This window comes from Cellulomonas sp. P4_A2, from assembly GCF_056402515.1.
Genome location: NZ_JBFUHG010000005.1, coordinates 89,070 through 111,406 on the forward strand (window position 1 = coordinate 89,070; position 22,337 = coordinate 111,406).

At 73.1% G+C, this 22,337-nt stretch carries 20 protein-coding genes and 1 pseudogene; 7 read left to right on the top strand and 14 right to left on the bottom strand.

Annotated elements, in window-relative coordinates; all coding sequences use genetic code 11:
- The first annotated feature begins 131 nt into the window (after positions 1-131).
- A complete protein-coding gene (locus AC1DUE_RS06675) occupies positions 132-1,007 on the top strand; it encodes an oxygenase MpaB family protein (RefSeq protein WP_477038620.1) in 876 nt (291 codons plus the stop codon).
- Here AC1DUE_RS06675 and AC1DUE_RS06680 read toward each other — a convergent pair.
- The 10 genes from AC1DUE_RS06680 to AC1DUE_RS06725 form a co-directional block, all read right to left on the bottom strand.
- A complete protein-coding gene (locus tag AC1DUE_RS06680) occupies positions 1,004-2,167 on the bottom strand; it encodes a VWA domain-containing protein (protein ID WP_477038621.1) in 1,164 nt (387 codons plus the stop codon). The two genes, AC1DUE_RS06675 and AC1DUE_RS06680, sit on opposite strands and share 4 nt — an antisense overlap.
- The gene (locus AC1DUE_RS06685) at positions 2,164-4,383 is read right to left on the bottom strand and encodes a DUF5682 family protein (RefSeq protein WP_477038622.1); all 2,220 of its coding nucleotides are present in this window, start codon (positions 4,381-4,383) and stop codon (positions 2,164-2,166) included. The genes AC1DUE_RS06680 and AC1DUE_RS06685 overlap by 4 nt, the downstream gene beginning before the upstream one ends.
- Positions 4,380-5,477 (bottom strand): ATP-binding protein, encoded by a 1,098-nt coding sequence (locus tag AC1DUE_RS06690; protein ID WP_477038623.1) that lies wholly within the window; start codon positions 5,475-5,477, stop codon positions 4,380-4,382. The genes AC1DUE_RS06685 and AC1DUE_RS06690 overlap by 4 nt, the downstream gene beginning before the upstream one ends.
- Positions 5,474-6,865 (bottom strand): DUF5691 domain-containing protein, encoded by a 1,392-nt coding sequence (locus AC1DUE_RS06695; protein WP_477038624.1) that lies wholly within the window; start codon positions 6,863-6,865, stop codon positions 5,474-5,476. The genes AC1DUE_RS06690 and AC1DUE_RS06695 overlap by 4 nt, the downstream gene beginning before the upstream one ends.
- Positions 6,862-8,163, bottom strand: coding sequence for an SWIM zinc finger family protein (locus tag AC1DUE_RS06700; protein ID WP_477038625.1), 1,302 nt, complete (start codon positions 8,161-8,163; stop codon positions 6,862-6,864). Before AC1DUE_RS06700 ends, AC1DUE_RS06695 begins: the two co-directional genes overlap by 4 nt.
- Before the next feature lie 42 nt (positions 8,164-8,205).
- Complete coding sequence (locus AC1DUE_RS06705) at positions 8,206-8,391, bottom strand: hypothetical protein (protein WP_477038626.1); 186 nt, start codon at positions 8,389-8,391, stop codon at positions 8,206-8,208.
- 163 nt (positions 8,392-8,554) lie between these two features.
- Positions 8,555-9,220: an NUDIX hydrolase gene (locus AC1DUE_RS06710; protein ID WP_477038627.1), complete on the bottom strand. Its 666-nt coding sequence runs from the start codon at positions 9,218-9,220 to the stop codon at positions 8,555-8,557.
- Positions 9,217-10,296, bottom strand: a complete 1,080-nt coding sequence (locus AC1DUE_RS06715) for an AAA family ATPase (protein ID WP_477038628.1) — start codon at positions 10,294-10,296, stop codon at positions 9,217-9,219. Before AC1DUE_RS06715 ends, AC1DUE_RS06710 begins: the two co-directional genes overlap by 4 nt.
- Positions 10,293-10,994, bottom strand: a complete 702-nt coding sequence (gene pnuC, locus AC1DUE_RS06720; protein ID WP_477038629.1) for a nicotinamide riboside transporter PnuC — start codon at positions 10,992-10,994, stop codon at positions 10,293-10,295. Before pnuC ends, AC1DUE_RS06715 begins: the two co-directional genes overlap by 4 nt.
- An 88-nt stretch (positions 10,995-11,082) precedes the next feature.
- Positions 11,083-12,126 (bottom strand): 3-methyladenine DNA glycosylase, encoded by a 1,044-nt coding sequence (locus AC1DUE_RS06725; RefSeq protein WP_477038630.1) that lies wholly within the window; start codon positions 12,124-12,126, stop codon positions 11,083-11,085.
- A gap of 26 nt (positions 12,127-12,152) precedes the next feature.
- On the opposite strand from AC1DUE_RS06725, the gene AC1DUE_RS06730 reads away from it, so the two are divergent.
- A complete protein-coding gene (locus AC1DUE_RS06730; RefSeq protein WP_477038631.1) occupies positions 12,153-12,536 on the top strand; it encodes a DUF1304 domain-containing protein in 384 nt (127 codons plus the stop codon).
- A 529-nt stretch (positions 12,537-13,065) separates the two neighbouring features.
- Here the strand turns inward: AC1DUE_RS06730 and AC1DUE_RS06735 are convergent.
- Positions 13,066-13,554 (bottom strand): annotated as a pseudogene (locus tag AC1DUE_RS06735) (heparan-alpha-glucosaminide N-acetyltransferase domain-containing protein); the annotation flags it as partial.
- Between the two features lie 103 nt (positions 13,555-13,657).
- On the opposite strand from AC1DUE_RS06735, the gene AC1DUE_RS06740 reads away from it, so the two are divergent.
- Positions 13,658-14,479: a methyltransferase domain-containing protein gene (locus AC1DUE_RS06740; protein WP_477038632.1), complete on the top strand. Its 822-nt coding sequence runs from the start codon at positions 13,658-13,660 to the stop codon at positions 14,477-14,479.
- Between the two features lie 10 nt (positions 14,480-14,489).
- Here the strand turns inward: AC1DUE_RS06740 and AC1DUE_RS06745 are convergent, their stop codons facing one another.
- Positions 14,490-16,589 (bottom strand): DUF7507 domain-containing protein, encoded by a 2,100-nt coding sequence (locus AC1DUE_RS06745; protein WP_477038633.1) that lies wholly within the window; start codon positions 16,587-16,589, stop codon positions 14,490-14,492.
- Between the two features lie 159 nt (positions 16,590-16,748).
- On the opposite strand from AC1DUE_RS06745, the gene AC1DUE_RS06750 reads away from it, so the two are divergent.
- The 4 genes from AC1DUE_RS06750 to AC1DUE_RS06765 all read left to right on the top strand — a co-directional run bounded on the left by AC1DUE_RS06750 (position 16,749) and on the right by AC1DUE_RS06765 (position 20,701).
- Entirely contained in the window at positions 16,749-17,534 is a 786-nt protein-coding gene (locus tag AC1DUE_RS06750; RefSeq protein WP_477038634.1) for a fumarylacetoacetate hydrolase family protein, read from the top strand.
- A gap of 282 nt (positions 17,535-17,816) precedes the next feature.
- On the top strand, positions 17,817-18,368 hold the full coding sequence (locus tag AC1DUE_RS06755) for a DUF2510 domain-containing protein (RefSeq protein ID WP_477038635.1): 552 nt from the start codon (positions 17,817-17,819) through the stop codon (positions 18,366-18,368).
- A 52-nt stretch (positions 18,369-18,420) separates the two neighbouring features.
- Positions 18,421-19,935: a glutamate--tRNA ligase gene (gltX, locus tag AC1DUE_RS06760; RefSeq protein ID WP_477038636.1), complete on the top strand. Its 1,515-nt coding sequence runs from the start codon at positions 18,421-18,423 to the stop codon at positions 19,933-19,935.
- Positions 19,936-19,948: 13 nt separating this feature from the next.
- The gene (locus tag AC1DUE_RS06765) at positions 19,949-20,701 is read left to right on the top strand and encodes an HAD family hydrolase (RefSeq protein ID WP_477038637.1); all 753 of its coding nucleotides are present in this window, start codon (positions 19,949-19,951) and stop codon (positions 20,699-20,701) included.
- 50 nt (positions 20,702-20,751) lie between these two features.
- Here AC1DUE_RS06765 and AC1DUE_RS06770 read toward each other — a convergent pair whose 3' ends face one another.
- Both AC1DUE_RS06770 and hisN read right to left on the bottom strand, forming a co-directional pair.
- A complete protein-coding gene (locus AC1DUE_RS06770; RefSeq protein ID WP_477038638.1) occupies positions 20,752-21,498 on the bottom strand; it encodes a class I SAM-dependent methyltransferase in 747 nt (248 codons plus the stop codon).
- Between the two features lie 4 nt (positions 21,499-21,502).
- Complete coding sequence (hisN, locus tag AC1DUE_RS06775) at positions 21,503-22,306, bottom strand: histidinol-phosphatase (protein ID WP_477038639.1); 804 nt, start codon at positions 22,304-22,306, stop codon at positions 21,503-21,505.
- Positions 22,307-22,337: the final 31 nt, after the last annotated feature.

A 22,337-nucleotide genomic window follows, 5' to 3' on the forward strand; every position in this document is an offset into this window, starting at 1 on the left:
GGTCGGGCGGGCCCGATGCACGCCGAGCCTCCGTCTGACTCCGCCGGTGCGCGCGACGACGGTCGGCGACCTAGCATCGAGCGGTCGGACCGAGCCAGTGCTCCGACCCGGGCACGAGAGGCGGTGGGCCGATGCTGCAGGGACTGTCGCGTCTGCGTGACCGCGCCGGGACCGAGCTCTTCCTGCGCGTCGCGGGTCCGGACGGCATCGCCCAGCGCGAGCGGATCCACCTCACGCCCGGCCCTCGCTGGTACCTGCCCGGCTCACCGATCCGCGCGGTGCACGGCGACGCCTCGATGTTCGTCGGCGGGATGCGTGCGCTGCTCCTGCAGTCCCTGCACCCGGCGGCCATGGCAGCCGTCGCGGCGCACTCCGGGTACAAGGGCGACCCCTGGGGCCGGCTCGCGCGGACCAGCACCTTCCTGGCGGTCACGACGTTCGGCACCGCCGACGACGCGCAGGCCGCCATCGACCGCGTCCGGGCCGTCCACGAGCGCATCAGCGGCACCACGCCCGAGGGCATCGCGTACGCGGCAGCCGACCCCACGCTGCTGCGCTGGGTCCACGTCGCCGAGGTGGACAGCTTCCTGCGGTCCTACCGGCTCTACGGCCAGCGGCACATCGACGCGGTCGACGCCGACCGGTACGTCGAGCAGGCCGCGCGGGTCGCGGTCGCCCTGGGGGCCGAGAAGGTCCCCACCTCCGTGTCCGAGCTGGCGATCGCGCTGCGGGAGTTCCGACCGGTCCTCGGCCCGTCCACCGCCGCCCGCGAGGCCGCCGACTTCCTGCTCCACGAGCCGCCGGTGCCGTGGACCCTGCGGCCCGCGTACGCCTCGCTCGCCCGTGCCGCCGTCGCGTCGCTGCCCCTGTGGGCCTGCGAGCAGCTCGGCGTCCGGCACCCCGGACCCGTGCGCCGCGCCGGTGCCCGCCTCGCGGGTGAGACCGTGACCCGCACGATCCGCTGGATGCTTGGTCCGGACGACGCGCGCCGCGTGTCCGGGGTCTAGGACTTCGCGGCCGCCGCGTCCCGGCGCTGTGCCCACGCTCCGACGTCGCGACGGGACAGGGCCACCGAGAGCAGGTCCGGGAAGGCGTCGGGGGTGCACGCGAACGCCGGCACGCCCAGCTCCGCAAGCGCCGCGGCGTTCTCCCGGTCGAACGCGGGCGTGCCGTCGTCCGAGAGGGCCAGGAGCACGACCACCTGGACGCCGGAGGACTTCATCGCGGCGATCCGCCGGAGCATCTCCTCCTGGACCCCGCCCTCGTACAGGTCGCTGATCAGCACGAACAGTGAATCTGTGGGCCGGGTGATCAGGCTCTGGCTGTACGCGATGGCCCGGTTGATGTCCGTCCCGCCGCCCAGCTGCGTGCCGAACAGGACGTCGACGGGGTCGGACAGCAGTTCGGTCAGGTCGACGACCGCGGTGTCGAACACGACGAGCGACGTCCGCAGCGAGCGCATCGAGGCGAGCACGGCGCCGAACACGGACGCGTAGACGACCGACGACGCCATCGACCCCGACTGGTCGATCGCGAGCACCACGTCGCGGGCCACGACGTGGTTGCGGCGCGAGTGGCCGACCAGCCGTTCCGGGATCACGGTCCGGTACTCCGCCAGGTAGTGCTGGAGGTTGGCGCGGATGGTGCGGTCCCAGTCGATGTCGGCCGGGCGGGGGCGGCTTGTCCGTGACGACCGGTCGAGCGCGCCGGTCACGGCCGAGCGGGTGGCGTCGGCGATGCGGCGCTCGATCTGCTCGACCACACGGCGCACGACCTCGCGGGCCGTGGCCTTCGTCGTCTCGGGCATGACCTTGTTCAACGAGAGCAGGGTGCCGACGAGGTGGACGTCGGGCTCGACGGCCCCCAGCAGCTCGGGCTCGAGCAGCAGACGGGTCAGCCCGAGCCGGTCGACGGCGTCGCGCTGCATCACCTGGACGACGGTGCTCGGGAAGTACGTGCGGATGTCACCCAGCCAGCGGGCGACCCGTGGTGCCGACGCGCCGAGGCCCGCGGACCGGTCACCCGCGTCTCCGGCCGGTCGGTCGTAGAGGGCCGCGAGCGCGGCGTCCATCGATCCGTCGCCTCCGGCGAGCGTCGCCTGCCCGCCGCCCTCGCCACCGAGCAGCAGCCTCCACCGGCGCAGCCGGCCGGTCTCGTCGACGGTCATGCGGTCACCCCCAGGAGCAGCGCGGCGGTGCGCAGGGCGGGCAGGGCCAGGTCGTCGTCGAGCTCGGTCGTGGGCGCCGCGCCGGCCCGGGCCGAGCCGGGAGACCGTCGCACGGCGTCGCCGATCGCGCGCCGCKCGGGCGGCGCGAAGGCCCCGAACGTCCGACGCACCAGCGGCAGGACATCGGTGAACTCCTGTTCCGGCAGCTCGACCACCCACCCGTCGAGCAGCGCGAGCAGCTCCGCGTCGCGTGCCAGCAGGAGGCCCCCGCCGTCGAGGAATCCCTCGATCCACGCCGCCTTCGCGGGGGCGTCCGCGCCGACCGAGAGCGCTCGGCCGAGCCGTCGGGCGGCCTCGGCGGGCTCCATCCGGCTCCCGTCGCGCAGGAGCCGTGTCGCGCGGCCGACCAGCACTCCCGACACGTCGTCGCGGTCCGACAGCCCGTGCAGCGCGGCCGTCCACCGTTCCGTGTCGGTCGGGTCCTCGCCCAGCAGGACGGCCGAGTGCACGGCGTCGAGCGCCTCGCGCAGGAGGCGGGCGGCGTCGTCGTCAAGCCCCGTGGCCGCGGCCGGGAGCCCGGCGCAGATCCGGATCAGGAGCGCGTCCGCGACGACCGCGAGCTCGTCGGCGTCCGTCCCGCGCACGTCGGAGTACCGCTGCGCGCGGACCAGGGCCGGGAGCGCCGACATCAGGTGGGTGACGTCGAGCTCGCGTGCGGCCCGCTCGCGCAGGGCGTCCAGGAGCGTCGGCATCGCCTCGGGGAGGTCGGCGAGCAGGACCCGCGAGACCAGCTGGGTCAGTCCGGCGAGCGTGGCGGTGGACGCCTGGTCGCGCACCGCGGCCGTGGCGGCGGCCGGCACCGTGGTTCCCCAGACGGCGGCCTCGATGATCGCGACGGACAGGCCGGGATCCCACTGGACCGACCACGTCTCCCGGAACGTCCCGGTGCTGCGTCGGGTGTCGTGGGTGGGCCGGCCCCAGTCGATGCCGAGGAGCGCGAGCCGGTGCAGCAGCCGTGAGCGCTGCAGATCGGTGTCCTTGCGCAGGTCCAGCTCGACCGTGCGCTGCAGCGGGTCCGGGGCGAACCGCAGCCGCCGGGCGGTCGCGCGCAGGTCGGCCTCGAGGGGGACGGTGGGGACCGACTCCGGGACGTGCCCGAGCGACTCGCCGACGACGAGTCGCCGCGTGACCAGGTCGAGCGCGGTGTCGTCGCCGTCGCAGAGCACCGCGCGGGTGGCCTGCTGCACCTCGTCGAGGCCGGCAGCCGGGCGGCCGCGGATGCCGGCCAGCGTCTCGGCGAGCCGCACAGCCTCGATGACGTGCGCGGACGAGACCGGCAGGTCCTCGGCACGCAGGACTCCCGCGACGCGGGTCAGCCAGCGGGCGACGGCGTGGTCGGGTGCGGTGAACAGGTGGTGGTACCAGCCGGGGGACACGATGCCGGCGCCGTACCCGGACGCGCTGGCCAGCCGCGACGAGGTCCACGGCACCCAGGTGATCGACGACGCAACCTTGGGCAACCCCTTGAGGACGCGGGCGTCGGCCGTCGCCGGCGGCAGCCTGCCATCCAGGGCCGGTGCGTGCCAGGCGCCGCAGACGACCGCGACACGCTCCGCACCGCCCTTGAGCACGGACCGCAGCGTCTGTCGCATGAAGGCCTCGCGGGCCTCCTCGCGCTGCGCCTGCGGCCCGGCGAGGGGGCCGGCCGCGTCGCGCAGCTCGGCCATGGCTGCCGTGATGGCCGGGAAGACTCTCGGGCCGTCGGTGCGCGACTCGACGACGTCCTCCCACCAGCGCTCGGCGTCGTCATACCCGGCGGCCTGGGCGAGTGTGCCGAGCGGGTCGTGGCGGAGCAAGGGCTGCTCCTCGTCGGGACCCTCCTCGGGGGTTCCGACCGGGACCAGGGCGGCGGAGGACGGCAGGTCGCAGAACCGGACCTCCACGCCGTGCTCCGTTGCCCACCGCAGGGCCTGCCACTCGGGGGAGAACACGGCGTACGGCCAGAAGGCAGCCAGCCCCGGCACGGCGGTCGACCAGGCCAGGAGAGCGACCGGCGGCACCAGCTCGGGGTCGCCGGCGACCAGCGTGAGGGGGTCGGCGTCCGCGGGTCCCTCGATCAGGACCACGTCGGGCTGTAGGCGGTCGAGCGCGGCGACGACGGCGCGGGCGGACCCGGGGCCGTGGTGCCGGATGCCGAGAACCTCGACCTGCGTCACCCGCTGACCTCGCGGCACGCGCTGTAGAACTCGTGCCAGCCGTCGCGCTCGCGCACGACGGCCTCGAGGTACTCGAACCACACCGCGGAGTCCGCGACCGGGTCCTTGACGACGGAGCCGACGATGCCCGCGGCGATGTCCTCGGGCCGGAGCACCCCGTCGCCGAAGTGGGCGGCGAGGGCAAGGCCGTTGGTGACCACCGAGATCGCCTCAGCCGTCGACAGGGTGCCAGACGGGGACTTCACCTTGGTGCGGCCGTCGCTCGTCTGCCCGGAGCGCAGCTCCCGGAACACGGTGACGACGCGACGGATCTCCGCCTCGGCCACCGGTGCGGCGGGCAGCTCGAGGGAGAGGCCGAGCTGCGCGACCCGCCGGGTGACGATGTCGACCTCGTCCTCCTCGCTGGCGGGCAGGGGCAGAACCACGGTGTTGAACCGTCGCCGCAGGGCGGACGAGAGCTCGTTGACCCCCCGGTCGCGGTCGTTCGCGGTCGCGATGACGTTGAAGCCCTTGGCCGCCTGGACCTCGGTGCCCAGCTCGGGCACCGGAAGGGTCTTCTCGGACAGCACCGTGATCAGGGCGTCCTGCACGTCCGACGGGATGCGCGTCAGCTCCTCGATCCGGACGATGCTGGCGTCCTGCATCGCCGTCATGACCGGGGAGCGCACGAGCGCAGCGTCCGACGGGCCTTCGGCGAGCAGGCGCGCGTAGTTCCAGCCGTACCGGACCGCCTCGTCGCCGGTGCCGGACGTGCCTTGCACGAGCAGGGTCGAGCGCCCGCAGACCGCCGCGGCGAGGTGCTCGCTGACCCAGGTCTTGGCGGTCCCGGGCACGCCGAGCAGCAGCAGCGCCCGGTCGGTGGCCAGGGTCGCCACCGCGACCTCGATCAGCCGTCGCGGCCCGACGTATTTCGGGGTGATCACCGTGCCGTCGGCCAGCGTCCCGCCCAGCAGATAGGTGACGACCGCCCACGGCGACAGGAGCCACGCGGGCGGGCGCAGGCGGTCGTCGACGGCGGCCAGTGCCGCCAGCTCGCCCGCGAAGGCCTGCTCGGCGTGCGGTCGCAGAAGGGCCGGGGTCGGTGTGGTGGTCAACGGAGCTCCTCGAGCATCTGGCGGCGGGTGAACAGGAGGTCGGCGGTGCGTTGCAGCGCGGAGTGCCAGGGGTCGCTGTCGAACCGGCGCAGCGCGGCCGCGCGGACGGCCGCCTCGGTGCGCTCGTCGTCCGGGAGCACTGCGGCAAGCTGTCCGTGCACCTGGGTCGCGTACCAGGTCTTCCACGGCTCGCCCGTGCTGATCGCGGTCAGTGCGGCGTCGACGAGGCTGGTCGGCCACGGCGCGGGCACGATCGCGACCGCGAGGTCGAAGGCGGTGGTCAACGAGGCGTGATCGGAGGCACGCAGTGCCGCGAGCAGCCGATGGACGCGCTCGTCCTCCGGCAGGACGTCCAGCAGGAAGCGGTCGAACGGGCTGGCGGCGAGCAGTGCCCGCGCCCACGGCCGATTGCCCTGCCGGGCCGCCGCCTGCAGCCAGCCCGCGCGGACCGCCGGGTGCAGGTCGTCCGCGACGGGGAGGTCGACCAGGTCCTGAGGGGTCGTCCCCGTCGCCCGTTCCCAGTGGTCGAGCGGGGTCGCGCCGATCAGGTTCTGCAGCAGCCACGCGCCGCGTCCCGTTCCGGTGGGGGTGGCCGGGAACGGGTCGGGCTTGCGCACCGGCACGTCGGCGTCGGGCAGGGTCACGACGAGGGTCCGGCGCAGCCGCTGCCGCTCGATGCGCAGCGCGGGGGCGGCGCGCAGGACGACGTCACGCGTGAAGGCGCTGTCGGGGAGCCGGCCGAGCAGGTCGACAGCCACGGTCCGGACCTCGACCGACCGGTCGGCCAGAGCCGCCTCGAGGGTCGCCTCGTCCTGCGTCGCGGACGCACGGAGCCTGCGCGCACGGTCGGCGGCCGTCTCGCGGGTCTGGTCGGACGGCGCCTCCGGCGTTTCCCCGAGCGCGTCCGCCCAGTCCGCCCGCTGAGCGGCGAGCCACCGACCGCGCGCACCCAGCACGGCGCGGACGCCGTCGGCGTACCGACGCTGCGTGCGCGCGAGCTCGAGGAGCCCGGGCAGGCACGCCGGCGGTGCGACCAGCCCGCGCTCGGCGGCTGCCCGGAGCCAGTGCGTGAGCAACGTGGCGCCCTCGCCGTCCGCGCGGCTGAGCAGACCGTCCAGCCGCGCCCGTGCAGCCGGACCGGCGACCCGCCCGGTCTCGGGAGGCGACGGTTCGGGTGGTGCGACCGCGGGCGACGCGAGCGCGGAGCCGGCCCGCGCGGCCACCGTCCACAGGGCGGCCGCCCCGAGCAGCCGGCCCGGCGCGTCCGACGCGGGCAGCTCGGCGCCCAGGCGCCCCACCTCGCCCGGTAGCAGGCCCGGATCGAGCATGCGGCGGTCCGTGCCCAGGAGGGCGGAGGTCACCACGTCGTCCCACGCCGCCGTGCTCACCAGGTCACCCACCCGTCGTCGGTCCGGGCCCCGCCGATGTCGAGCCCGGCCGGGGTCCGCACGGCCGAGACGGTCACGGGCAGTCCGCCGGACAGGGACAGGACGGTCCAGAGCCTCTCCGACGAGACCAGCGGCTGGACCTGCCCCGACGCGTCGACGACGTGCCACGGGTCGCCAGGTACGGCGCGCACGCCGGTCAGCAGGAGCGGCAGCTCGGTGGTCCACGGATCGGCGGCCACGGCCGCGGCCCAGGCTGTCGTCGCACCGGCAAGGTCAAGCCCGGCGACGGTGCCCGTGGGCTCCGGTTCGCCGTGGCGCGTGCCCACGGCGGCGCGGACCGGGTGCGCCCCGGGGTAGAAGTGCACGTCGGCGTCGAGGCGTGTGCCGGGCACGAGGGACGCGTCGAGCGGCTGGCCGGCGACCCCGAAGGACAGGACGAGGGCGTCACGCCCGGTGCTCGTCCCGTGCAGGTGGACCCGCCGGGTGGTCAGGCGGCCGTCGTTCCCGTCGCGCAGCCCGACGACCTCCCACCGGTCACGCACGCCGGCCGTCGCGAGGACGTCGTCCACCCGCACGGGGTAGCCGACGCGGGTCCGGACGGTCGCGGCCAGGGGTTCCGGCAGCTCGGTCAGCCTCGCGTGCCCGTTGACCAGGAGGTGCAGCAGCGCGTACTCCTCGACCAGCCGGCTGGCCCAGCCCTCGCCGCTGGCCGCGACCGATGCGAGCCTGCGCACCGACCCCGCGAGCCCGGGAGCCTGCGCGTCGACCAGCCGCGCGGCGACCCCGTCGAGCTGGGCGTAGCCGGCGCGCTCGGCACCGGCCAGCCCGGTGCGCACCCCGTCGCGAAGCCAGCGGTCCAGGTCCTGCACGCCGGCCGTGACCTTGGCAGCCCGGTCCTCGCTGCGCCGGGCGGCCGCGACGGGGTCCGGCGTCGACGGGCGCTCCGCCGCCTTGGTCGCGCGGGCCCCACGAGCCTCGAGCCACGAGGTCACCGCGTCGCTCGGGGTCGACGCGTCCGGGACCTGCCCCGCCGACCAGAGCAGGAGCAGGCCGAGGGCGTGCTTGCAGGGGAACTTCCGGCTCGGGCACGAGCACTTGTACGCGGGGCCGGCCAGGTCGACGACGGTCTGGTATGGGTTCTTGCCCGAGCCCGCGCACGAGCCCCACAGCGCGGCGGGGTCCGCCGTGCTGCCGGTGTCCGACCACGGCCCAGGAGCGGCCAGCTTGCGCCCGGCCGCCGCCGAGGCGGCATCGGGGGCGACCGCGAGCACCTGCTCGGCGGTCCAGCGGGCTGGCACGAACGTCACCGTACCCAGCGGGTCGGACACGGCGGGGGAGTTTCAGCTGCTGTCGCCCGGTCGGCCCTCGACGACCTCGTCGCAGACCGTGACCAGCCGGGCGCGCAGGACGTTCCCGCGTTCGGCGAAGCCCTTCTGCGCCGCGGCGTAGGCGGCCTTGCCGTCGGGCGTCTCGATGGCCACGGGCTCGAGGCCGTAGGAGGAGACGTCGTTCGGCGACGCCCGCATGTCGAGGGTGCGGATGTCGCGCGCGAGCTCGAAGGAGTCCAGGAGCAGGTCGCCGGGGCACGACGGGATCGAGCTTCGTTGCCCACTTGTAGACCTCCATTAGTGCGTGCCGCCAACATGCATGTCGTGTGCTCCGGCCTGTCGACGCGGTGGACATGGACCCTCAGTTGACTCGTCTTTGGAACAGTTCTGCTGGCTTCCCGCGTCGCCCTTGGCTCCGCCGTCCGGTCTCGACGAGAGACGTGCGCATCGCGCGGCGGAAGGTGTCGGGCAGCAGGCGATGGCCGGCGACCGCCTCGTGGACCGCTCGCAGTTCCAGCAGGGTGAATGCGCCGTCGGCTTCTGCGTGTTCGACGAGCGAGAACGGGTCGGCCGAGGACTCATAGCGGCTGCGAAGCTCGGCGACTGCGAAGTCGATGATGGAGCGGTGGTCGAACGGCAGGTCGGGAACCTCGCTGACAGGCACGAGCCGGCTCTCGGGTCGGGACGGGATGCGGTCAGCACGTACGACATCGAGGTGGGCGACCGACAGCACCCACCCGCGGTCGTCACGGCGAGGGTCGTCGAATACGTGGAGCTGCTCCGGTCGAAGACCGGTGACTCCGGCCTTGACCGTGAGCGAGCGCACGACCGCGTCCGACAACGTCTCTGCGGGGTGCAGGAACGTACCGGGGAGCCGCCACGCCGCAGCCGGCTCGGAGCTGGTCGGCCGAACGAGCAGGACGCAGAGCAGTCCCCGATCGACGGTGAGGACGGCGGTGTCCACGGCGACCGACGGGCGCGGGTAGTCCTCAAGCGCCCGGCCCGAGGCGTCGCGAGCGAGCGTCATGCCCGACCGCCTGCGGCCTGGTACTCGCGCCCTCGGCGTCGATAGGTGAGCGGGGCACCGAACGTGCGACGGAGCTCTGCCACGACCCGCTCCTCGCGCGCGGCGACGGTCGTGTCCTCGACGAGCACCCAGTTCAGATCGGCGCGTTCGCACAAGTCGACCCAGAAAGCGTCGCTGGACTCCCGCCGGTCGCCGCCGTATCGGAGCGGATCGGACTCGAAGGGCACGGCGTCCTGGCCGAGGATGAGGTACAGGTCGCTGGCGTTCTGGGTGGCGTCGGCCCAGAGCGCGGGTGGCACCTCGGGCTCGCCGAACTCGGCACCCTTGAGCAGCCAGTACCCGACCGTGGAGAAGAGGTCGGTGTCCTGGGCGATGAACGGCCGGCCGCGCCGGGTCGCGATCGCCTCCGCGGCTAGCTGCTGGGCGAGCTGGCCTTGCCAGATCGTGTACATCTTTTCGCGAGTGACCTCGGGCCCGACGACGTCGAGCTCGAGGTACGGGCGGGCCCACTCGGGGAGCGCCACGGCGAGACCGAGTTCGTCCATGCGTCGCGTCATCGTCGTTTTGCCGACCGACTCGGCACCGAACACCGTGACTCGCTTGCGCAGGTACGGCTGGAACTCGGGGAGCAGCTCGGAGAACGCGTCGATCGGGTGGTCGCGCACCCGGGTGGCCTTCGCCGGGTTGACCAGGCGGCACGGGTCGTAGGGCAGGAACCGGCCGCCGATCGCTGCCGCGAGGTCGGCGCCGTAGGCCTCCGAGGTGACGACCAGGTCCCCGTCCTGTGCACCGAGGCCGCGAAGGAGGCCGCGCCACATCGGCCAGAAGTCGGCCGCGTCGGCCGGTTCCTGTGGCAGCTCGTCGTGGATGCGGTGCACGACGACGGCACCGCCGAGCTCGGGCCGGCGTGCCAGCGTGAGAAGTGCGGCATGACGCTCGTCGGCGAGCGGCTCGCTCGGCTGCGTGCACAGGACCACGTGGACGGTCCGGGCCGCCCGGGTGGCGAAGGAGATCAAGTCGCCGTGACCCGTGGTCGGTGGGAGTGCCGTCAGGAGAACCCACGCGCGCTCGCTCATCGCATACTCCGGCGCCAGGCGGCGAAGCCGAGCACGGCCGTCGCGATGAACAGGACGTACTGGATGCCCGCGACGACGAGTCCCGACGCCATGTAGGTCCAGACGGCGATGACGTTCACGGCGATCCACACGAACCAGGTCTCGATGCGCTTGTTGTCGAGTAGGAACTGGGCGAGGAGGGAGCCGGCGAGGATCGCCGAGTCCGCCCAGGCGAGGTGCCCGCTGAGGACGCCGACGAGCCAGACGCCGCCGGCGTACGCGGCGATCGTCACCCCGACGTACGCCGGGATCCATCGACGTTCCTTGACGAGCCACGTGACGGGCCGCGTGTCGGCGTCCCGGCGCCAGCGGAACCAGCCGTAGACGAGCTGCGGGGTCAGGTACACGTTGAGCAGCGCCGAGGCGATCAGACCGTGCCGAAAGAACAGCGCCGCGTACAGGACCGTGCTCACGGCTCCGAAGACATAGTTGAACCGACGCTGGAGGATGCAGAGCGCGGTGCTGGCGTACGACGTCGCCACCGCGAGGACCTCGAGCCACTCGACCTCAGAGGTCCAACCGAGAAGATGGCCGAGCACGTAGCTGGCGGGCGTGAGGAGTGCGGCCGCACCGATCGCCATCACCATGTCGCGCTCGGCGGAGTGCGACCAGCCGGTGCGCCCACCGGCCGCCGTGTCGATGTCCGTCTGCACAGCCATACTCGTCGGCCTCCGTTCGGTGCATCGCGCTCCGCGATGACCTCACTCTAGGATATTTAACGCAGTTCTGCGTTAAATATCCTGCGATTCACTCGTCCGCGACGGAGGGCAGAACGATCCGGCAGGCCGCCAGCAGTCGCCTGCGCAGCGCGTTCGAGCGCTCGGCATAGTCGCGCTGGCGCCGCACGTACTCGGACTTGCCCTCGGGGGTCTCGATCTTGATCGGTGCCAGGTCGTAGGACGTGAAGTCGTACGGGGACGCCGCCATGTCGGTGTAGCGGATCTCCATCGCGAGCTCGAAGCAGTCGAGCAGCAGCTCGCCCGGCACGATCGGGCCGAGCTTGCTCGCCCACTTGTAGCAATCCATGGCTGCGTGAAGACATCCCGGCTGCTCGTAGTCCGCCTGCGTCTCGCGGGTCAGCGGCAGCAACGTCCTGACGCCGTCGTCGCTGGTCAGCGAGACATCACCAGCAAATTGAGCGCTGCCTGTTTCACCTACAACCAGGTCCATGCCGGCGTGCAGGCAGCCCGGCTGCTCCAGGTCGACCTGGTTGGCGCGGGTGGGACGCAGCGTGTTGCGCTCGACGGCCTCGGGCGTGAAGAACCGGTAGGCGTCGAAGTGGGTGCAACGGATGCGGTGCGACTCCACGACGGCGTCGGTGCCGGCCGCGCCGAGCCGCAGAGGCAAGGGGTGTCGGTGCTCGTCGTCGCCCTCGCGGTAGACCATCGCCCACTCGTGCAGGCCGAAGCAGCCGGTGAACGCGGGCCGGGAGAGGGTCGATCCGAGCAGTCCCGCGATGAACCGCAGTGACTCCCCGCGTTCGGCCAGGTACGCCTCGACGTCGAGGCTGACGACGCCGTCGCCGTCGGTCGCGTACCAGCGCCACTGGGTGTGCGGGACCGGACCGGGGGCGAGCGCGACGCCCGCACCGGGGTGCCAGCGCCGCAGGGCGGCCGGCGAGACGGGGTAGTACTCGAACAGGAAGTCCTCGATCGCGTGCTTCTCGTGCCTCGACCGGCGCTCGCGTCGTCCCGCGGTGAAGTCGTCGGCGCGGACCGCGTGCCGGTCGGAGAGTGCCTGCCACGTGGCCCGGTCGAGGACGGATCCCCGGAGTGGCGTGGTGGTGGTCATCCGACAAGGGTAGGCAGACTGGCCCGATGCTCATCGCCACCGCAGTCTTCGCCGTGCTGGCCGCCGTTCTGCACGTCCTGTTCTTCGCGTACGAGTCGGTCATGTTCGAGCAGCCGGCGGTGCACGCACGGTTCCGGACGCGCACGCAGGACGTGCCCGCGGTGAAGCCGTGGGCGTACAACCAGGGCTTCTACAACCTGTTCCTGGCGATCGGGACGGTCGTCGGGGTCGTGCTGGCCCTCGTCGGCCCCGAGGACGTCGGCCTGGCCCTGGTCCTGTTCGGCTGCGGCACGATGCTCGCGGCGTCGCTGGTCCTGGTCGTGACCGACCGCCGCATGGCCCGGGCAGCCATGACCCAGGGACTGTTTCCCGCGCTGGCGGTGGTCGGGGCGATCCTCGTCCTGGCCTGAAGGCCCTACGGGCTCGGCTGTCGCACGGGCGGCTGCACGACGCTCGTCGAGACCTCGTGCATGACCCGTTCCAGGGGTCCGCGCCCCAGGAAGTGGGCCCAGGTCCAGCAGGCGGCGGTGGTGACGCCCAGGAACGCGAGCCAGCCGGCGACGGTCGGCTGCCAGACGACGGTGTCGCCGATGTCGCGATCACCACGATGTGCACGGTGTAGGCCGTGAGGGCGAGGCTGCCGACGGCAGCGACGGGGGAGACCGCGCGCGGCCAGTGCTCGGCCGCGAGCAGCGAGGCGATGATGACGAGGAAGGCGACGCCGGTGTTGCCCATCAGCTCGAACGTCGACGAGGCGTGCGGCTCGCTGCTGGTCAGCTCGGTCGGCCACGAGGTGGCCCGCTCGACGACCCACGAGCCGCCGTGCCCGAGGAGGACCAGGCCGATCCCGACGAGCAGACCGGCCTGCCGCAGCCGCGGAGAGCGCAGGTCGCTGCGCCCGACGGCGAGGCCGGTGAGCAGGTAGGACATCCAGATCAGGCCCGGATAGTGCTCGCCGACGAGCAGGCCGAGGGGCGTGTTCTGCTGGACCGGCTCGTCGACGATCCAGAGGGCGAGCGGCGGGCCGAGCACCGCGAACAGCGCGGACGCGACCAGGAGCGCGCGGCGCGACCAGCCCAGGACGAGGCTCCCCGCGACGAACAGGACGGCGTACGTCGGCAGGATCACCACGACGGGCGTGCCCAGCGCGACGAGGAAGACGCCGAGGACCAGGACCAGGAGCGCGCGGACGACGACGCGACCGCGCGCCTGCGACATCGCGCTGCCGGTCACCGGGGACGCTCCGCCGGAGAGCAGGGCGAGCGAGACGCCGGCGAGGACGACGAACAGGGCCGACGGACGCCCGTCCGCGAGCTGCGCGAAGCCGCCGGGCGGCACCGGGCCGTGGTCGTCCGGTCCGACGTGCGCGGTCATCATCCCGAGCACGGCGATGCCCCGCGCCACGTCGATGCCCACGATCCGCCGCATCCGTGGATGGTAGGACAGCCGACCGGGCGACGAAAATCTCGCATGTCGAAACGGTTCGTTCCGATTGTTGAAATCTGACCCGCTGGGATGATTACAGTTCGACGTGAACTCTCCGGCGCACCCCGACGTCTACACCCATGGACACCACGAGTCCGTGCTGCGTTCGCACCGTTGGCGCACCGCGGAGAACTCCGCCGCCTACCTGCTCCCGGCGCTCGTCCCGGGCGCGCGTCTGCTCGACGTGGGCTGCGGTCCGGGGTCGGTGACCATCGACCTCGCCACCCGCCTGAGCACCGGCGCGGTCGTCGGCGTGGACTCCTCGTCGGCCGTCATCGAGATCGCGCAGAAGGCCGCCGCGGACGCCGGGGTGTCGAACGCGACGTTCCAGGTGGCCGACGCGTACGAGCTGCCGTTCGAGGACGACTCGTTCGACGTCGTGCACGCCCACCAGGTCCTGCAGCACCTCACCGACCCGATCGCCGCACTGCGCGAGATGCGCCGGGTCGCCCGTCCCGGCGGGCTCGTCGCGGTGCGCGACGCGGACTACGCCGGCATGACCTGGTACCCGCAGTCCGCCGGTCTCGACGACTGGCTCGCGCTCTACCACGAGGTCACGCAGGCCAACGGCGCCGAGGCCAACGCCGGGCGCCGTCTGCTCGCCTGGGTTCGCGAGGCCGGGTTCGAGCCTGAGGGCATCGTGCCGAGCGCAGGCGTGTGGTGCTACGCCACGCCCGAGGACCGCACCTGGTGGGCCGGCCTGTGGGCCGATCGGTCGGTCGCGTCGAACTTCGCGGCGCAGGCCATCGCGCACGGGCTTGCCGACGAGGTCGGTCTGGAGCTGCTCGCCGACGCCTGGCGCGAGTGGGGCGAGCAGCCCGAGGGCTGGTTCGCCGTGCTGCACGGCGAGGTGCTCGCCCGCGCCTGACCGGGGTCGGTCAGGCGTCGCGACGTCGGCGGGAGACCGCGACGAATGCCCCGCCGAGGAACAGTGCGCCGAGCCCGAGGATCCCGATGCGCAGGTCGCTGCCGGTCATGGCGAGCTCGGGGGTCGGCGTCGCCGGCGTGGCCGACGCCGCGGGGACCGTGGCCTGCGGTGCCGAGGGGACGATCACGCCGACGGGGGTGACCGGAGACGGCGTCGCGGGAGCCGAGGGTGGAGTCGGTGGTGTCACGCCCGGCGGAGCGGGAGCCGGCGGGGCCGGAGCAGGGGGCGCCGGGGCAGGCGCCACGGGGACGGTCGCCGCGCTCGGTGCCGTGGTGACGGTCGTACCGTCGACGTCCACGCCGCGCGCCAGGGCCGTGGTCGACACGCTTCCGACGGACACGTCCGATGCGGAGACGACCGTGACCAGCGACGGGTCCTGGCAGAGGTGCACCGCACCGGCGGGCAGGACGAACGTGCCGCACGCGACGACCGCGCCGGACGGCGTCTCGACCGTGACGTCGTGCAGGTCGACGACGGGGTCGCCGGTGACCTCGTAGCTCCAGTGCACCGTCTCGCCGACGTCGGCCAGCCCGTCGTTGTCCAGGTCGTCGAGCGTGGCGATCGAGCGGATCGTGCCGACCGGTGCCTTGAGCCGGACGGGCGCCGTCGACGGGGCGGACGCGAGCGAGGCGCCGGCGACCAGGCCGTGGGCCGTCGCGGGGCGTGAGTAGACGAGCGGCTGGCCGGGCGCGGTGGCGGTGACCAGGTCCTGGAGGTCCTGGACCGTCACCACGTGCATCCCCGTGCAGACCGTCGAGCCGCCGGGGTCGAGGTGGTCCGTCGGGCACGTGGCCGGGGCGTCCAGCGACGGGTCGGTGATGTCCAGGCCGGCCAGCGTGCGGTTCCCCGTGTTGTAGACGACGTACTGGTACGGCACGGACTCGCCGACGACGTAGCCGGCGACCCGAGCACCGGCGGCCGGCACCTGCTTGATCAGGGTGAGCTCGGCGAGCGGCGTGGTGGTGTCCACGTGCACGTTCCGGACCAGGTGCACGTCGGACGACCCGCCCGTCGACGCCGCGAAGCCGAACTTGTACGTCGGGGGCGCGGGCTCCGGCATGGTCGCGCTGAGCACCGTCTGGTAGCCGGCCCCGAAGTCGATCTCCACGACGACCTGCGGCCCGACCGTGGTGCTGGCGGGCTGCGGGGCGATCGACACCCGCACGTGCCGCTGCATGGCGGCCGTGGTGGTCGCGTCGGGGGCGAGCGTCGACGTGCTCCGCAGGGTCAGGCCGTTCAACGGGTTCGACGCCAGCAGGCAGTAGCCCTCGACCCAGTCCGCACGGGGGTACGTCGAGGTCGCGGTCCACGCGGGCTGCACCCCGAGACGCCCAGGTCCGCGCAGGGCGACCGCGTCGATCGTCCGTCCGGTCGCGGTGGAGGGGGTCGCGCACCCCCGCCCGCGCGCCTCCTCGTCGTTCGTGTAGTTCCCGTACGCGTCCAGGCCGACGCCCAGGTAGCCGCCGGCGACGCCGGGCTCGATCCGGCCGGCAGCGGGGTTCGCGCCGGTGCCGCGCTGCGCGTACCCGAGCGAGCCGCCGAACGCACCGGTGTCGTCGAGGTCGTAGGTGCCGTCGGACAGGAAGAACGCGATGCCGTCGGCGCCCGTGCCGCCGTACTGGACCTGGTCGAACGTCACCACGAGCCCCGCGGACGCGGGCACCGGGACGTCGTACAGCAACGAGCCCGCGACGCCGCCCCAGCTAGGCCCGGTCGAGGCGTTCGTGAGCTGCAGCCAGCCCGGTGCGACGCCCTGCGCCGGCACGGGGCCGACCGTCTCGCCCGCAGGCGTCAGGCACTCGCGCGCCGTGGCAGGCGCTGCCGCGGTCAGGCAGGCCCGGCCGAGGAAGCTGTAGCCGGCCGGTGCCGTGGCCGTCGTGAACGACCAGTCGATGAGCGGCGTGCCGCCGGCCGCCACGGCGGGGCCCGCAAGGCCTGTGCCGACGACGAGGGCCACGACCGCGAGCGCGGCCGTGGCGATCGCCTTCGTCGCCGAGCCGCGGTGCGTGCGGGGTCGACGAGGCTGTCGGGGTCCTGCGGGCGTCATCATGACTGTTCCTGCCTGTTCGACCCGGCATCCGTTCCGGGCCTGACGAGCGTAGGTCCTAGCACCTAGACGACTGTCCAGGACTCACTCGATCGCGTGGGGTGAGATCTCCGGGCATCCGGGCGAATCTCGAACACTTCGGTCGCCCGACTACCCTGAGGCGTGCGCATCGCAAGGTTCACCACCGGGGGAGACCCCCGCTACGCCCTGGTCGACGGTCCCGCCGGATCCGAGGAGCTCGTGGTCATCACGGGCGACCCGCTCTACACGCCGGTGCAGCCCACCGGGGAGCAGATCCGGCTCGACGACGACAGCGTCCGGCTGCTCGCCCCGGTCATCCCGAGGTCCAAGATCGTCGGTGTCGGCCGCAACTACGCCGAGCACGCCGCCGAGATGGGCAACGAGGTACCGGCGGCGCCGCTCCTCTTCCTCAAGCCCAACACCTCCGTGATCGGTCCCGACGACCCGATCGTCCTGCCCGACTGGACCGAGCACGTCGAGCACGAGGCCGAGCTGGCCATCGTCATCGGCAAGGTCACCAAGGACGTGACCGCCGACCGCGCCCTGGACCACGTGTTCGGGTTCACGGTCGCCAACGACGTCACCGCCCGTGACGTGCAGCGCGCCGACAGCCAGTGGACCCGCGGCAAGGGCTTCGACGGCTCGTGCCCGATCGGGCCGTGGATCGTCCCCGGCCTCGACGTCGACGACCTGTACGTCCGCGCCCGCGTCAACGGCGACCTCAAGCAGGACGGCCGCACGTCGCAGATGATCTTCGACGCCGCCTACCTGGTGTCGTACGTCTCCGAGGTGTTCACGCTCCTGCCCGGCGACCTCATCCTCACCGGCACCCCGGCGGGCGTCAGCCCGATCGTGGACCGCGACATCGTCGAGGTCGAGGTGGAGGAGATCGGCGTCCTGAGGAACCCGGTCCTGCGCCGCCACTGATGGTCATCGACCACCACTCGCCGAGACCCCGATCCTGGCGAGGGTCTTCGTGCCGCGCGGAGTCGGCAACGGGTCGCTGACGACCGGCGGGTGGTGACGCACGTCAGGCGTTCGGCCGGCAGGCGTCACGACGAGTCGCGGGCGGCTCGCGTTCCGGATGGGGTGAAGTGCGCGGCGCAGCGTGCCGATAGGGGGTTGGGGGCGCCGACTCGGCGTACGGGCAGCGCACGTGGTCGGCTGCCTCGTCCTGCGTCGGAGATCACCTGAGCCAAGGATGAACGAATGAGCGTGCCGTACGGCCAGACCGAACCTTCCGTCGCTGCGGGCTGGTACCAGGACCCGCAGGGTGTGGCCGGGCACCGGTGGTGGGACGGGGCGCGCTGGACCGAGCACACGCAGCCGGCTGTGGCGCCTGCGCCCGAGCCGTGGACCGCCCCGATGGTCCCGGGCGGCTACGGGCACCCGGGCCACGCGAATCAGGTGTCGGCCTTCCCGGCGTCGGGGTACGGGTCTGCCCCGGCCTACCCGGGAGCCGTGACCGGATACCCGACCGCCGGCTGGTCCGGCCAGGCGGCAGGCCCGCTCACCAAGCCGAAGAACGGCCTCGCGACCGTGGCGCTGGTCCTCGGCATCCTCGTGCTCGGCGTCCTGCTCTTCCTGGGCTACGCGATCATCTCGGCCATCGCGATCCTCGTGGCGGTGCGCGCGATCAAGAACGCCCGTGGCATCAAGGCGGAGGGCTACCCGACGGCTGTCGGCATGGGTCGCGCCGTCACGGGGCTGGTCCTGTCGGGCATCGGAGCTCTTCTCTTCCTGCTGTCGTACCTGGGCTGATCGGTCCTGCGCCGCCACCGACCACCGAGGCAGCCCGACTAACCTGGAGCCTGTGACCTCCTCTGCTCCCGCGAGCGCTGCCGTGCGCGTCCGCTTCTGCCCCTCGCCCACCGGTACGCCGCACGTCGGCCTGATCCGGACGGCACTGTTCAACTGGGCGTACGCGCGCCACACGGGCGGCACGTTCGTGTTCCGCATCGAGGACACCGACGCGGCGCGCGACTCGCAGGAGTCGTACCTGCAGCTCCTCGACGCGCTGCGCTGGCTCGGCCTGGACTGGGACGAGGGCGTCGAGGTCGGCGGCCCGCACGAGCCGTACCGGCAGTCGCAGCGCTCGGACCTGTACGCCGACGTCGTGCGTCGGCTCGTCGAGGGCGGGTACGCGTACGAGTCCTTCTCGACGCCCGAGGAGATCGAGGCCCGTCACCGGGCGGCGGGTCGCGACCCGAAGCTCGGCTACGACGGCGCGGACCGCGACCTGTCCGACGAGCAGAAGGCCGCCTACCGGGCGGAGGGCCGCGAGGCCACGCTGCGGCTGCGGATGCCCGACGACGACATCACGTTCACGGACCTGGTCCGAGGCGAGATCACGTTCCAGCCGGGCTCGGTGCCGGACTTCGTCATCGTGCGCGCCAACGGGCAGCCGCTGTACACGCTGGTCAACCCGGTCGACGACGCCCTCATGGGCATCACGCACGTGCTGCGCGGCGAGGACCTGCTCTCGTCGACCCCCCGCCAGATCGCGCTCTACCGCGCACTGCTGGAGCTGGGTGTCGCCACCGTGATGCCCACGTTCGGTCACCTGCCGTCGGTGCTCGGCGAGGGCAACAAGAAGCTGTCCAAGCGCGACCCGCAGGCGGACCTCTTCCTGCACCGCGACCACGGCATGACGCCCGAGGGGCTGCTCAACTACCTCGCGCTGCTCGGCTGGTCGATCGGACCGGACCGCGACATCTTCACGATGGACGAGATGGTCGCCGCGTTCGACGTCGCGGACGTGAACCCGAACCCCGCGCGCTTCGACCAGAAGAAGGCCGAGGCCATCAACTCGGCGCACGTCCGCCTGCTCGCGCCCGACGACTTCCGCGACCGCCTGGTGCCCTACCTGCACCGCGCGGGCCTCGTGCCGGCCGACTCGTACGCGGACCTGTCGCAGGAGCACCGGGCGCTCCTCGACGCGGGTGCCCCGCTGATCCAGGAGCGGATCACGCTGCTCGGCGAGGCCGTGGGCATGCTCGGCTTCCTGTTCGTGGCGGACGACGCGCTCGAGATCGCCGACGACGCCCGCGGGGCGCTGCGCGAGGAGACCCCGGCCGTCCTGGACGCCTCGATCGCGGCGCTGGAGCAGGTCCCCGCCGACGCGTTCACGACGGAGGCCACGCAGACCGCCCTGCAGGCTGCGCTGGTCGACGAGGGCGGCCTGGCGCTCAAGCCGCGGTTCGCGTTCACGCCGCTGCGCGTGGCGATCAGCGGCCGCCGCATCTCGCCGCCGCTGTTCGAGTCGATGGAGATCCTGGGCCGCGACGCGACCCTGGCCCGGCTCACCGCACTGCGCGCGACGGTCTGAGCAGCCCGTCGCCGTGAGCCTGCACCCCATCGACGGAATCCTGTTCGACATCGACGACACTCTGGTGGACACCCGGGGAGCGTTCGGCACGGCCCTGGCGACGATCGCCCGGCGCTACCTGCCCGACGTGACACCCGACCGGGACGCCGACCTGGTGACGTTCTGGCGGGCCGACGTGAACGACCACTTCGGTCGGTACACGCGGGGCGAGATCGGTCAGGTCGAGCAGCGGATGTCCCGCGCCAACGAGCTGCACGCCGAGTTCGGCGGCCCGGTCCTGGACGACGCCGCCTACGCCGCGTGGGACGACGTGTTCGACGCGAGCTTCCGCGACGCCTGGGCGGCCCACGAGGACGTGGACGGCGTCCTGGCTCGGCTGGTCGACGCGGGCCTGCACGTCGGCGCCCTGACCAACGCCGCGCTCGCGTACCAGACCGACAAGCTCGAGCGCACGGGCCTCGCCGACCGCGTCCCGCTCCTGGTCGGCGTCGACACCCTCGGGTTCGGCAAGCCCGACCCTCGCGTGTTCGAGGAGGCGTGCCGGCGGCTCGGCACCGAGCCTGCCCGGACGGCCTACGTGGGCGACGAGCTCGACGTCGACGCGCGCGCGGCGCGGGCGGCCGGCCTCGTCGGGATCTGGCTGGACCGTCCGGGCGCACGGCGGCTGCCGGTGCTGCCGCAGGACCTGGCCGCCGCCCAGGAGGCGGGCGTGCGCGTCATCGCGTCGCTCGACCAGCTGCCCGAGGTGCTGACGCTCAAGGCGTAGTGCCGTCGTCCAGGTCAGGACCGATCGCCACGGCGCCGAGCGATGATGGCCTATCGCAGGCGCGACCGGTAGCACTCCGTGCGGTACGGCACGTCGATCACGTCGCGTCCGCGCAGGTCGGGATGGGTCGCGACGAGGTCGTCGACCTCGTCGAGCAGCGCGTCGCGCTCGTCGTCGGGAAGCAGGAGAAGGTGGCTGCGGCTGTTGGCGAGCAGGCGCAGGTCGCCCGGGCGCAAGGGCTGCGTCCAGTGGAACGTCGCCCGCTCGACGTCGGTGAACGACGACCCGAAGACGGGGTCCCCGTACTTGAGCCCGGGTCCGAGGGTGTCGCCGCGGTGCACGATCTCCGTCCAGCGACCGACCCAGTCGACCGTCGTGTCGCGGATGTTCCAGATCGCGGCCACCTGCCCGCCGGGCCGCAGCACGCGGGCGATCTCGGCGGACGCCGCGGGCTCGTCGACCCAGTGCCAGGCCTGCGCGATCGTCACCGCGTCGACGCACGCGTCGGGCAGGTCCATGGCCTCGGCGGTACCCGCGTGCGACTCGACGGACGGCAGGAGCGTGGTCAGCTCGGCTCGCATCGCGTCCGACGGTTCGACGGCGACCACGTGGTACCCCAGCGCGACGAGACGCTCGGTCAGCTTGCCGGTGCCCGCCGCCAGGTCGAGCACGTCGCGCGCGGACGCGGGCACGGACCAGCGGACGGCCTCGTCGGGGTACGACGGACGCGTCGCCCGGTACACGGCGGCCCCGGACTCGAAGGAGGACGCTCGGGCGCTGCGGTCGTCGGTGCTCACACGGTCAAGCCTGCGGCAGCGGGTCCAGCACGTCGAGCGCAGCCTGGTGCAGGCGGCCGTTGGACACGAGCGCGGACCCACCGAACGGGCCGGGCACGCCCCGGATCGAGGTGAACGTGCCGCCGGCCTCGGTGACGATGGGGACCAGCGCGGCCATGTCGTGCAGCGCGAGCTCCGGCTCGGCGGAGAGGTCCACGGCGCCCTCCGCGACCAGCACGTGCGACCAGAAGTCGCCGTACGCGCGGGTGCGCCACGTGCGGCGCGTGAGGTCGAGGAACGGGTCGAGCAGACCCTGCTCCTCCCACCCCGACAGGCTCGAGTACGACAGGGAGGCGTCGGCGAGGCGGTCGACCTTCGACACCTGCAGCCGGCTCGCCGCGGCGAGCGACTTGCCGGTCCAGGCGCCCGACCCGACGGCGGCCCACCAGCGCCGGCCGAGCGCCGGCGCGCTGACCAGGCCCAGCACCACCTGGTCGCCGTCGAGCAGCCCGATGAGCGTGGCCCACACGGGCACCCCGCGGACGAAGTTCTTGGTGCCGTCGATGGGGTCGACCACCCACCGCCGCGGCCCGTGACCGGTGTCGCCCATCTCCTCGCCGTGCACCGCGTCGCGCGGGCGCGCCCGGGACAGCTGGCCGCGGATGACCTCCTCGGCCGTCTTGTCCGCGTCGGACACCGGCGTCAGGTCCGGCTTGGTCTCCACGTGCAGGTCGAGGGCCTTGAAGCGGGCCATCGTGATCGAGTCCACCTGGTCGGCGATGACGTGGGCGAGGCGCAGGTCGTCGTCGTACCCCGGGCGGATGCTCATGCCCAACACGGTATCGGCTGGCCCGTCGTCG

Coding starts and splice junctions, on each gene's coding strand:
- AC1DUE_RS06705 (WP_477038626.1), bottom strand. CDS start 8,391: ATGCGGGCGTCGCCGAACGACGTCTCCTCCTACGGCCTCGAGCCCGTG.
- AC1DUE_RS06675 (WP_477038620.1), top strand. CDS start 132: ATGCTGCAGGGACTGTCGCGTCTGCGTGACCGCGCCGGGACCGAGCTC.
- AC1DUE_RS06730 (WP_477038631.1), top strand. CDS start 12,153: ATGCTCATCGCCACCGCAGTCTTCGCCGTGCTGGCCGCCGTTCTGCAC.
- AC1DUE_RS06715 (WP_477038628.1), bottom strand. CDS start 10,296: ATGAGCGAGCGCGCGTGGGTTCTCCTGACGGCACTCCCACCGACCACG.
- AC1DUE_RS06725 (WP_477038630.1), bottom strand. CDS start 12,126: ATGACCACCACCACGCCACTCCGGGGATCCGTCCTCGACCGGGCCACG.
- AC1DUE_RS06710 (WP_477038627.1), bottom strand. CDS start 9,220: ATGACGCTCGCTCGCGACGCCTCGGGCCGGGCGCTTGAGGACTACCCG.
- hisN (WP_477038639.1), bottom strand. CDS start 22,306: ATGAGCATCCGCCCGGGGTACGACGACGACCTGCGCCTCGCCCACGTC.
- AC1DUE_RS06680 (WP_477038621.1), bottom strand. CDS start 2,167: ATGACCGTCGACGAGACCGGCCGGCTGCGCCGGTGGAGGCTGCTGCTC.
- AC1DUE_RS06745 (WP_477038633.1), bottom strand. CDS start 16,589: ATGATGACGCCCGCAGGACCCCGACAGCCTCGTCGACCCCGCACGCAC.
- AC1DUE_RS06755 (WP_477038635.1), top strand. CDS start 17,817: ATGAGCGTGCCGTACGGCCAGACCGAACCTTCCGTCGCTGCGGGCTGG.
- pnuC (WP_477038629.1), bottom strand. CDS start 10,994: ATGGCTGTGCAGACGGACATCGACACGGCGGCCGGTGGGCGCACCGGC.